11 protein-coding genes are annotated in these 11,501 nt (G+C 47.7%); 4 read left to right on the plus strand and 7 right to left on the minus strand.

Features of this window, described 5'->3' with window-relative positions; all coding sequences use genetic code 11:
* Positions 1-463: 463 nt before the first annotated feature.
* A complete protein-coding gene (locus Q1V85_RS12160) occupies positions 464-2,431 on the minus strand; it encodes a menaquinone biosynthesis decarboxylase (protein ID WP_300600282.1) in 1,968 nt (655 codons plus the stop codon).
* 117 nt (positions 2,432-2,548) lie between these two features.
* Positions 2,549-3,574 (minus strand): dipeptide epimerase, encoded by a 1,026-nt coding sequence (locus tag Q1V85_RS12165; protein WP_300600283.1) that lies wholly within the window; start codon positions 3,572-3,574, stop codon positions 2,549-2,551.
* Between the two features lie 251 nt (positions 3,575-3,825).
* Between Q1V85_RS12165 and Q1V85_RS12170 the strand changes: the two genes are divergently transcribed.
* A complete protein-coding gene (locus tag Q1V85_RS12170; protein ID WP_300600285.1) occupies positions 3,826-4,671 on the plus strand; it encodes a universal stress protein in 846 nt (281 codons plus the stop codon).
* A gap of 304 nt (positions 4,672-4,975) precedes the next feature.
* Here the strand turns inward: Q1V85_RS12170 and rmuC are convergent, their stop codons facing one another.
* The 3 genes from rmuC to Q1V85_RS12185 all read right to left on the minus strand — a co-directional run bounded on the left by rmuC (position 4,976) and on the right by Q1V85_RS12185 (position 7,336).
* Positions 4,976-6,499, minus strand: coding sequence for a DNA recombination protein RmuC (gene rmuC, locus Q1V85_RS12175; RefSeq protein WP_300600287.1), 1,524 nt, complete (start codon positions 6,497-6,499; stop codon positions 4,976-4,978).
* 109 nt (positions 6,500-6,608) lie between these two features.
* On the minus strand, positions 6,609-6,821 hold the full coding sequence (locus Q1V85_RS12180; RefSeq protein WP_300600289.1) for a hypothetical protein: 213 nt from the start codon (positions 6,819-6,821) through the stop codon (positions 6,609-6,611).
* A 104-nt stretch (positions 6,822-6,925) separates the two neighbouring features.
* Positions 6,926-7,336, minus strand: coding sequence for an AraC family transcriptional regulator (locus Q1V85_RS12185; RefSeq protein ID WP_300600291.1), 411 nt, complete (start codon positions 7,334-7,336; stop codon positions 6,926-6,928).
* A gap of 136 nt (positions 7,337-7,472) precedes the next feature.
* Between Q1V85_RS12185 and Q1V85_RS12190 the strand changes: the two genes are divergently transcribed.
* Entirely contained in the window at positions 7,473-7,709 is a 237-nt protein-coding gene (locus tag Q1V85_RS12190) for a hypothetical protein (protein ID WP_300600293.1), read from the plus strand.
* Positions 7,710-7,891: 182 nt separating this feature from the next.
* Here the strand turns inward: Q1V85_RS12190 and Q1V85_RS12195 are convergent, their stop codons facing one another.
* Both Q1V85_RS12195 and Q1V85_RS12200 read right to left on the minus strand, forming a co-directional pair.
* Positions 7,892-8,605 (minus strand): LytTR family DNA-binding domain-containing protein, encoded by a 714-nt coding sequence (locus tag Q1V85_RS12195; RefSeq protein WP_300600295.1) that lies wholly within the window; start codon positions 8,603-8,605, stop codon positions 7,892-7,894.
* Positions 8,580-9,710 carry a sensor histidine kinase gene (locus Q1V85_RS12200; protein WP_300600297.1) on the minus strand — a complete coding sequence of 377 codons (1,131 nt, stop codon included), beginning with the start codon at positions 9,708-9,710 and terminating at the stop codon, positions 8,580-8,582. The genes Q1V85_RS12195 and Q1V85_RS12200 overlap by 26 nt, the downstream gene beginning before the upstream one ends.
* Before the next feature lie 216 nt (positions 9,711-9,926).
* Between Q1V85_RS12200 and Q1V85_RS12205 the strand changes: the two genes are divergently transcribed.
* The gene (locus Q1V85_RS12205; RefSeq protein WP_300600299.1) at positions 9,927-10,466 is read left to right on the plus strand and encodes a methyltransferase domain-containing protein; all 540 of its coding nucleotides are present in this window, start codon (positions 9,927-9,929) and stop codon (positions 10,464-10,466) included.
* On the plus strand, positions 10,450-11,031 hold the full coding sequence (locus Q1V85_RS12210; RefSeq protein WP_300600301.1) for a VTT domain-containing protein: 582 nt from the start codon (positions 10,450-10,452) through the stop codon (positions 11,029-11,031). The genes Q1V85_RS12205 and Q1V85_RS12210 overlap by 17 nt, the downstream gene beginning before the upstream one ends.
* The last annotated feature ends 470 nt before the right edge of the window (positions 11,032-11,501 follow it).

Below are 11,501 nucleotides of genomic sequence, written 5' to 3' on the forward strand. Positions count from 1 at the left end.
TTGAACACGCTTAAACTGAGAAGGATTTTGCTTCTGTAAATGACGGAGTTCTGGAAGGCTCTCTTTAATGAATAGCTCTTTTAATTTACCCATAACTCAAATATACAAAAAGATATTAAATTAATGTCTAATCGGTATAAGTAGGTAATAGTCAGTGGGTTTGTAGGCAGAAATCAGCCTTCAGCGTTTAGTTATCAGCTATCAGTCTTCAGTTTTCAGTTTTCAGCTATCAGTTATCAGATGATCACATCGGGCATAAAACTGCTCTCAGCTTTTAGTTTTGTCTACCGGGCATAAAATAGCCTCAATGCCCCGCCAGTCTCCATGTCGCCCGGAAAATACTTCCTTAAACCAGAAACACGCGTTTAGCCGTTAGCTATCAGCAATCAGTCGTCAGTTTTCAGTCTTCAGTTATCCGTTGGTATCACCAACTAACACCCGTAATCTAACTTTAAACCTGAAACTATTCCATCGCTGCAACTGCTTCCTGTCCATACATCTGGTCTTTATACTTCAGTGACGGCGATGGAATAAAGGCGCCGATCCCCAGCGATCCCCATTTTTCGTCTACGGCATTGATGGTAGCATCATCGGCCACAATAATATTGGGCCAGTCGCGCTGGAAATTATCAAAGGCCTTCGTCTTAATCGTGCCATCCAGTCCCATACAGCTATAGCCTTCTTTTGCAGTGGGCGCCAGCAGGTGATCCCGTACCGGATCCAGGTTATTGCAAAAACGCCAGAGCGCCAGTGCCAGATCCGAAGCGTTTACGGTATGCTCTACATACAGGATCATCTTTATGGGTTCCAGTCCCTGCAGGGCTGCTATTTGCCGGTGCAATTCTTTTATATGTCCTTTGCGGTTCTTTTTAACTGAAATGATCAGACAGGGGATCCCATCCCTGGGCAGCGCAGCATTCACCCCTGTGATTTCGTTAAACTTGTCTGTAAGCAGCGCCACATAGTTGGTTGCTGTAGCTTCCGGCAACGGAATATAATCATCCTGGATTTCCTCTTCAAACTTAAGCGTACCATCGATACACATTTTTCCGCCAAAGCCCATCTTGCTGCAGCTGTGGTCCAGCACATCCATCGGGCCCTGGCTGAACGACAGATCGGTGGCGGGATTCAGGTTCTTAAAGATCTCCCGGGCACAGGCCTTATAATCGCCCAGTTTCAGCGCGCTTCCGTCGGCGGTTTGCGATACCAGTACCAGGATCTTGTTAAACATCATTTGTCCTGCGCCCCACATGGCATTCATTACTTTTTGTCCCTGGCCGGCATAATCTTTATGAATTTTTGTAATCACCAGGTTGTGAAAAACGCCCTCCACCGGCATTTCCATATCCTCGATCTCCGGCACCAGGGTCATTTTAATGGGCGCCAGGAAAATGCGTTCCGTAGCTTTTCCCAGCCAGGCATCTTCCTGCGGCGGAATGCCTACAATAGTGGCCGGGTATACCGGGTTCTTTTTATGCGTAATGGCGGTGATATGAAATTTGGGATACCAGTCCGGAAGCGAATAATAGCCGGTATGATCTCCAAAGGGACCTTCCCAAAGCAGCTCATCGGCCGGATCTACATAGCCTTCGATTACAAAATCCGCATCCGCCGGCACTTCAATCTCCGGTTGCGTAATGCATTTTACCAGCTCTACTTTTTTCTTCCGCAGAAAACCGGCCAGCATGTATTCATCCACGTTCTCGGGCAAGGGTGCCGTAGCGGCATAGGCATAGGCCGGATCACCACCCAATGCCACGGCTACCGGCATTTTTTTATTCAGCTTCTTATATTCATTAAAATGTTTGGCAGATACCTTATGCTTGTGCCAGTGCATGGCGGTAAGCTGCGGGCCAAATACCTGCATCCGGTACATACCCACATTCCGGATATGATTGTTCGGGTCCTTGGTATTGATAATGGGCAGGGTAATAAATGGCCCGCCATCCTGCGGCCAGCAGGTGATCACCGGAAGCTTCGTAATGTCTGGTGGCCCACTCCATTCTCCTCCCGAAGGAAGGGGCTTTTCCGTATATATTACTTCCTGGCAGGCTCCGCGCCCCTTTTTTACCTTTGGCATCCAGGATGCAAATGCGCTGAGCTTGGGCAGCAATTTCAGTTTATCAATAAGCCCTTCTTTGGGGGCCGATAACAATTTGAACAGGTTTTCAATATCCCGGGCCACATCGTCCAGCTCGTTTACGCCCAATGCCAGGCACATGCGCTTTTCGCTTCCGTAAGCATTCATCAGTACCGGAAAATCATACCCCGTATTTTCAAAAAGAATGGCCTTTCCCCCACCCGGCTCCTTACTCATCCGGTCCGTGATCTCCGCCATTTCCAGTATGGGATTTACATAGGTTTTGATGCGGACCAGTTCCCCCGCGTTTTCGATCGCTTCAATAAATTCCTGTTGATTTTTATATGCCATTTGAGATAGTAGAATTTGAAAATGTGAAAATGTGAGAATGTGGAAATGTGAGAATAAGAGCCTTGCTGAATTTACAACCTGCGGCAGGTAACCTGGAGAACCTAATCGGGATGAGGACTAAACCTTAAACAGTCCTTTATATTCAATACCGAGCCCTGGTGCTTCGCTATAAATGAGTTTGCCATAATCGAATCCCAGTCCAGTGGCCACGTCTTCCTCCAGCAGCAGGGGCCCGTCTACATCCACATGATCAATAAAGGGCGCCAGGTGTGCAATAGCAGCCGAGCCTACCGTACTTTCATTCATACAACCCATCATGATCTTAAGCCCCAGTCTGCGTGCATTTTGAATCATGCGCCGCGCGGGGGTAATGCCGCTGCATTTGGTCAGTTTTATATTGATCCCGTGAAAATGGCCCACGCATTTTTCCACATCCTGTTCAAACACACAGGACTCATCTGCGTACAGCGGCAACGGAGACCGTTCATACAATATTTTCATTCCCTCCCAGTTGTCCTTTGCCAGGGGTTGTTCTACATACTCTACGCCCAGGGCTTCCAGTTCGGGGATCAGTTTTAATGCAGTGTCCAGGTCCCACCCGGCGTTTGCATCTACCCGCAACGGCACATCCGTTGCAGCACGTAAGGCCTTTACAATGGCCAGATCATCTGCCGTGCCTACCTTTACTTTATATACGGGCCAGGGACGTTCTTTCAGCTTGGCCACCATCTGGTCAACCGTATCGATACCGATGGTAAAATCTGTTAGGGGGTTATTGGCGGGATCTCCTTTGAGGAGCTGGTACAAGGGTTTTCCGCTCATCCTGGACCAGATATCCCAGGCGGCCATATCCAATGCACATACCAAAAATGGATTCTTTGGCAACAGATGGTGTAAAAAATGCCAGTAGCGATCCGGCTCGGTAAAGGCAAACCGCTCAATCATTGCCTTTTTTTCCTCCAGGTCGCGGATCATATCCTCCACGGTAATATGATAATAGGTAATGGCCGGCGCTTCACCATAACCTTTGATGCCAAAATGTTCCAGCTCCACGATGAGCGTGGGCTGATGTGTTTTAGTCCCTTTTGAAATGGTAAAGGGATGTTTGAATTTTAAGTTAAACGGGTAATACTGACACTTCACGCTTCAATTGCCGGTATCCTCCGGCCGGGTTTTGGCAAATGTAAGACAAAGCAGGGAATCGGTTGTTTACTACTGCCTACATGAACGCTGGCCGGTGCATTTATTGGCCGCAGATAAGCAGATGAATGCGCTTTCCTTATAATCAGCGCATCTGTGGCTTATTATTCAATAGAGCACCGGAAGAATCTATAAAATATGGAGTAAAACCGCCATAGTTTTTGTAAATTTAAGGAGACAAAAAACGGCGGATTATGAAAAAGATATTGGTTGTTACCGATTTTTCTGATGCAGCCAGTCATGCAGTAGACTATGCCTGCAACCTGGTGAACCGGTTAAACGCAGAACATTTTTTTATATTGAATACCTACGAAAGTGTACCCATCTACGATTCCGGGGAAGCGGGTTCCCTTGCCCTGAGCATGCGGGAGGCCGATGCACTAGAAGCAGGTCGGCATGAAGAATTGCAATTGCTTAAGGAACGGGTTCTTCAACAACTCAAACATCCTGCGGGATTAACCACCATGGTGATCAATGATGCCCTGGCGGAAGCGGTTAACCAGGTTTGTGCCGATGAGCAGATAGATCTTGTGGTAATGGGCTTTAAACCCAAGGGCGATTTGGAAATGCTTTTGGTGGGGGATAATGTACAGCGGGGCGTAGATAAGATCCATTACCCCGTGCTGCTGGTACCCCAGTATGCTCCTATCACTATTCCGGACAATATTGTACTGGCCTCCGATTTTAAAGCCCCGCTCAGCAAATCCATAAGAGCCAAACTGCACAAATTCCTTGCCCGTTTAAATGCGCGGGTAACCGCTGTACACCGGTGCATGAAGAACGAACTGAATGAAAAAGAAAATCAATTAGCCAATGAACTGCAACTGGAATTGCAAAACTACCAGTTCCGGCTGCATGTGGCCAATAATGTGGAGGACCTGCCCACTGTTGTAAGCGATTTTGCTAAAAAAGACAATGCCTCCCTTATCATTTCCATTCATAAAATGCGCAGCTTCCTTTCGGGTTTGTTTCATAAAAGCGTGACAAAAAACCTGGCCTGGCGCAGTGAGGTACCGGTGCTGGTATTACATATGGAGTGAGGTTTAAGGGAATATTTTCCAGGCGACAGAGAGACTGGTGGGACATTGAAGCAGTTTTATGCCCGGCAGACGAAACTAAAAGCAGAGAGCCGTTTCATGCTCGATGATCATCTGATTACTGAAGACTGAAAACTGATAACTGAAGGCTGATTTCTGCCTACAAACCCATTGACTACTACCTACTACCTATTCACTATTAACTCTTGCCTATTCTCCATTTCCACATTTTCAAATTCTCAAATTTTCTCCGGCGACATGGAGACTAGTGGGACATCGAGGCTAATTTATGCCCGGCAGCGCGAATCTACTCCCCATTGTCTATCGCCTCCGAAGGATGCTCATCTTCCGGCAACGGCTCCAGTGTGGTGAGGTACTTTTCCGGGATCTGTTTGTTGGTCTTCGCTTCAAGGCTTTTGATGCGCTCAAAGCGGCCGATAATGGTATTGCCTTTTTTTGTTCCTTCGGATAAATGATTCATTGCATCCCGGTGGGCTTTGGATGCCTGCGATAAAGCATGCTCTACCCGGTCCATCTCCTCCAGGAACAATACAAATTTGTTGTATAACTCCCCACACTGGCGGAAGATTTCTTCTACATTCTTTACCTGGTTTTCTTTCTGCCACAATAGCCGTACTACTTTCAGGGTGGCTACCAGCGTGGTGGGTGTAATGAGCACCACTTTTCTTTTCAGCGCCTGGTTAAACAATTCCGGATGCTGATTCAGCGCCAGGGTCAATGCCGATTCTACCGGCATAAACAGGAATACATAATCCGGTGTATTCAGTCCTGCCAGCGACTGGTAATTTTTATCTGCAAGCCGCTCAATATGTTCAGTAATACTACGGGTATGCTGACGAAGGTATTCCTGTTTGGCATCGAGGTCGCCTGCATTAAAATAATTGACGTAGGCCGTCAGGGAAACCTTACTGTCAATAACAATGTGCTTACTGTTGGGAAGCCGCAGGATAAAATCCGGCCGTCGTATCCGTTCATCGGCGCTATCCCGGTATACTTCCTCCCTTGTATAATCAATATATTTTTGAAGCCCTTCTGTTTCCAGGATCATATTCAGCCGGTCTTCGCCCCAGTTCCCCTGCATTTTTACTTCCGCTTTTAACGCCGTGGCCAAACTGCGGGCTTCATCTCCCAGTTGCAGGTTCAATTTCTGTAATAACTCGATCTCCTTTTTGAGTGAAGTAAACTCCTGGATATCTTCCTTACGGGTCGCTTCTACTTTTTCGCGGAACTGATCCAGGTTGGCCTTCAGCGGCTCCAGGATGGCACTCAGTTCTTTTTTATTGGTATCGGTAAAGGTTTTCTTTTTTTCTTCGAGCACATCGGTTGCCAGTGTTTTAAACTGTTCCTGCGATAACCGGTGCAGTTGCTGCAGCTCGGTGGCAAACAATTCCAGCTTTTCTTTCAAAGCGCTTTCTTTCTCCTTCAGGCTCACCAACTCATTATTTAATTGCAGGATCTTCTGATCGCGTTCCTCCACGGCTGCCTTTGAAAATTTCTGCTCCGATTCTTTGGTCAGCGCCAGGATCTCCTTTTGATACTGCTGCCCCGCCCATTTTTCATTCTTCAATTCCTCCTGCAACAGGCGGATGTTTTCTTGCAGCAGTTCCCCCGCTTCACGGGCAATGTATTGTTGCTGTATTTCTTCCCGCGACAAACGCGCTGCATTGGATTGCTCCAGCCCGCTGATCTTTTTTTGTAATTCGTCGGCAACCGATCGTGGTACAGAAGCTGTAGCCAGCCATTTCCGGGCTACCAGGTAACCCAATACAATACCGATAATAATTCCAAGGAGCAGGTATACACTTTCCATAGTCAGATCCGTTCAGTTAATAAATCCCATCGTTTAATAATTCCCTTACAAAAGTTCATCTTTTTTCTGAGATTCCGGCATTCAGCGGCAAATTTGCCATTATTGCCTTTTATGGCGCTGAGCAACCAGCGAACAAGGGACAGATCCCGTTCACTCGTATGGAGAAGGCCTGAAACAGGAAGGCTTCTGCCCCGGCCTCCTGCAGGGCGGTCAATGTTTTTTCACTATTAGCCTTTGAGGCTTCACTGTTATAATGGATGGCCAGTTTCGCAGCCAGTACTGCAAAGTCACGACTGGGCAACCCGCCCAGGTCTTGCCTCACCTGCGATCAATACAACTTTTCCTTTTAGATCTTTTTGTGTAATACGGTTGTTTTTAATTTAAAAATCATTCAACAACCAAAGATCCGCTGGTATGGGAGTTTTGTTATGGTGAACTTTTCGGTTTTTTGTTCAGCTGCTGCTTACGGTAAACGCCGGGCGTGATCCCTGTAAACTTCCTGAAAAATTTAGAAAAGTTGGATGGATCGTAGGTCAGCTTCAATGCGATGGTAGCAACCGGCCAGTCGGTTTCCCGGAGCATCTGCTGTGCACGCTCTATAATTTTCAGATCGTAAAAATAGCAGGGATGATTGCCTGTGGCCTTTTGAATGGTATCGGTAAGATGCTGATGCGAAATAAAAAGCCGTGTGGCTACTTCTGCCAATTGCATCATTTCTGCAGCATGCCCGCTTACCACATCGTTCAGGTGCTGATCGAGGAATTGAAGATAGCGGTCCGTAATTTCCCCGCTGCGGTTAACGGCTGGTTGTTTTTTATCGTTCGCTTGCTCCTTCATAAAATATGCATTAAAAACGTTTTGATACGGGTTTTATTATGGATCCGGTGGGTTTATCCCATTTTTGCATTGGTTGATCCCATTTTAACGCATATATGCTGCTAATTGTTTTAATATTGTTTTAAAAACAGGCCATATGCAGATAAAGTTCATTTTATTATTGCTCCTCGCCGGCACCCTTTCCTGCGGCAGCAGTGACAGCACCAGGGTTTCTGTAAACGAGCACGATGGCGAACTCCGCATCCGGGTTCAGATCCGCAAAGGCTGGCGCAATGTGGTGAACTATGACCGAACTTTTCACCATACAGCAATGACAAAGGAACAGCGGGACGCTTTTGTAGCGCATATTGTAGATTCTTTAAAACAAGGGTGAGCCCCTTTGTCCCTTAATCCGGCATACGCTCTTGCTATCGCCATCCGGAGCAGGTAAACCAGGGATAACATTTTCAATAAGCAATAGCGGGAAAGGCTTGCCGGCATCTGTGCCGATGGTAATATGCGGGCACTATTTGGTTCTTTGACAAACCCCGACAACAATTTGAAATGGCGGCTACGTCAAAGTCCCATCCAGCGAAAAAATGCTTCTTTGTAATGGGTGCCGATGGGAACTTCCATTTTCCCGATGAGGATCCGGTTTCCTTCAATACCGGAGATCTTCTGTTTGTGGATGATATAGGAACGGTGTACGCGGGTAAACAAGGTTCCCGGCAACATACTTTCGAGCAGTTTTAAATGAAGCCCCACCAGCAGGGTTTTATCCTGCAGGAAGATCTTTGTAAAATCGCGCTGCGCTTCAAAGTAAAGCAGTTCTTCAAAGTTCAGCCGGATATGCCGGTTGTCTACCTTAAGGAACAGGTGATCGGAGACCAATGGTGCGGCTCCGGCAGCTTGCTCCTGGATGGTAACAACCGGGCTGTCCAGGGCCGACTGTGCCTTTACAATCGCTTGCATAAAGCGCTCAAACGTGACCGGCTTCAGCAGGTAATCGGCCACCCGGAGATCAAATCCTTCCACCGCATAGTGGGTATAGGCGGTAGTGAGGATCACTACCGGCGGATTTTTCAGCGAGCGTAAGAGTTCCAGCCCGCTGATGCCTGGCATTTGAATATCAAGAAACATCACCTGTACCTCGTTTTCCTGTAAGCTTTGCCAGGCTTCCGCCGCGTTGATACACTCGCGCTGCACGTTCCAGTTTGCCAACCGGCCCAGGTGCTGCACCAGGATGTTTCTGGCCAGGGGTTCATCATCTACTACGATACAATGGATCATGGGCATTTTGAATTTCAATCACTACGGTATATACGTCTGCTTCGCTGCGGATCACAAATGTATGATTACCGCCGTAATAATATTGCAGCCGCCTCCGGATATTGTCGTGCCCGATCCCTCCTTCCCCGGTAAGTGCCGGTGTAGCTCCTACTGTGTTGGCTATGGAAATATACAGATACCCTTTGCGCAGGAGCAACTGCATCCAGATCCAGCTGCCGGAGCCGGGTGCATCCGGACAAAACTTGAATGCATTTTCCAACACCGGCATCAATAGTAAGGGTGGAAAAAACAGGGACGGGTCGTCGGCTTCAAATGTAAAATTTACCAGGGTATGATTCAAGCGAATCTTCTCCAGTTCCATATAGTCCTGCAACATGCGGATCTCTTTTCCAAGTGTGTTGTCGTCGCCATTATGATAAAGGGAGTAGCGCAGGAAACTGGCCAGCTGCGCTACGGTGGTTGCCGACCGCTTTTTATCGTCGTTCAGAATAAGACCATAAATATTATTAAGCGTATTGAACAGAAAGTGCGGAGCGATCTGGGAGCGAAGAAAATGCAATTCCAGCTCTTTGTTTTCCTTCTCCAGTTTAACGGTGGTTAGCCGTTGCTGAAAATAGGCCATCGCTATTTTTATGCCAATGGGTATGGCGAGCTGTACCATCAGCTGATACAGAAATCCTAAACTGATCAGCCTTGTAAGCGCGATGCCCAACAGCCCCCGGTGCAGGTAATTATAGTAATCCGGTTGCTTTACGCGCAGTTGCTCCCAGCAGGGGGGGCAAACATTCAGGATGCGGATCTCCCAGTATGCATCCATAAAAACAAATACCCCGAACAAGATCAATGACCAGAAAATACCCCGCCGGTATTTTTTCCGGGCAAAGAAACCGGGTATAATCCCGTACATCAGCGGGTAAAAAACAAAGGCAGCGCCAATAATGAGCCGTAACGGATTTAAAAACATAGCCGGTGCTATCTTAAGGCCGGGAACCGAAACCAGGCCATAATAAAACTGCAGCAGGTAAAAGGCCATCCAGAAAAGCGTATGCCGCAATATCCGCTTTGTTGTTTTTAAATGATGTTGCTGCAATGGACCGACTTTCATCCGGTAAAATTCGCGATTAAAGCGTAGCAGTCAAACTTTATCGACCAACAGGCCTTCAGCGGCAACAAACCGGCTACGGATCGCAACAAATAGTTGAAACAAGGCAATCTTCCATTGGTCTGCTGTAATCCAAAGTTGGCAGCCATTCGTTGTTCGCTGGTCGATTTCATTTTTTAACCCGCTATTATCCATTCTACTTTACAGAAAAATACGATTATGTTTACTTTCTTAAGAGCCGCATATGAAAACCTGGCACAAACAGGATCCTTTGTAGAAAGTTCTTCCCGGCTGGCGGGCCGGATGACCCGGATCGTCGATTTCAGTCAGCCCATACAAATGGTAGAGCTGGGTGCCGGTACGGGAAGCATTACCCGTCATCTCCTGGAACAACTGAATGTTGGCTCCCGGCTTGCTGCATTTGAAATTAACCCGCAACTTTTTGACAAACTTCGGCCGCTGCAGGGGCCACAGTTTCATCCCATTAATGACGACGTATGCCGGCTGCAACAATACGTTCAAAATAGTACGGTGGATTATGTCATTTCCGGTCTGCCACTGGCCAACCTGAATACCCGCACAAAGAAATGCATCCTCGATGCCGTTAAATCCGTATTAAAACCCGGCGGTTTTTATATCCAGTTCCAGTATTCATTGAACGACCGGGGGTTATTACGCCGGATGTTCCCTCTGGTTCAGCTTGGCTTTGAACCCATCAATATACCACCAGCCTTTATTTATTATGCGCAAAAACCATAATATCCCGAAACAACGGGCCGGGAAGTGGCTACGGTTTATCTGGCTCCTGCTGATGGCCGGCGGAGGGTTTATTTATTGGTATAACCGGCAGCATTTTACACAGGAAGCGATTGCCGGTTTCCTGCTTCAATACCGGCAACAGGCATGGCTGGTGTATTTTGGCATCTGCGTTTTTCGGGGCATATTCCTGTTGCCCTCCACTCCCTTTCTTCTTGCGGGCATGCTAATCTTCAGGGATACTCCCCTGCTTTTGTTTGGGGTATTCATGTGCAGTATTTTAACAGTAGCAGCCTTTATTTACTATACGGCCGGCTACCTGCGCTTTCCCGGCTTATCGATAACAGCAGCACCAAGGCTGGAGCGCATTCAGCAACAATTACAGGGCAAACGGGGATTCTGGCTCATCCTGGGCTGGGCTTTTATGCCGTTTACACCAACGGACCTGGTTTGCTATGCGGCGGGATTGCTCCGGATGCGGTTCTGGTATTTTATACTGCCGCTCCTGTTGGGTGAGGCGGTGATCTGCGCGCTGTATATTATTAACGGGAAGCTGATCTTTTCCTGATCTTCGTGCTCGGATGTTGGCCACAAAGGCCCTAAGGCACGAAGATGCACTAAGGGTATTTCCTTCTTTGTGTGTCTTTGTGTCTTCCAGTCTTCGTGGCTCCTGTTTCACGCAAAGGGGCAAGAGTGCAACGGGTCTGGTTTTCGCCAAGAAGGTTAAATCCTTCTTTGTGTTTCTTTGTGTCTTCCGGTCTTAGTGGTTCCTGTTTCACGCAAAGGGGCAAAACACAGTGGGGCCTGTGTTCGTCATAAAGGCTCCAGGACACGCAGGGGCACTAAAATTGGGTATCGCTCCATGCTCCACAAGTCACCCCGGTCACCCCGGGGCCGCTCTACACCGCCCGCTTCATCACCTGCTTTGCTTTCGCCCACCGCCTGCCCTTTTGTTTGTGAAAAAGCCGGGCAACCGGTTGGGGCTTTTGTACAGCTTTAAGACCTGTTGCCTGTTGCTGTACCGGAATCAGCGGAATC

The organism is Niabella sp., assembly GCF_030150205.1.
In the GTDB taxonomy this organism is placed as follows: Bacteria; Bacteroidota; Bacteroidia; order Chitinophagales; family Chitinophagaceae; genus Niabella.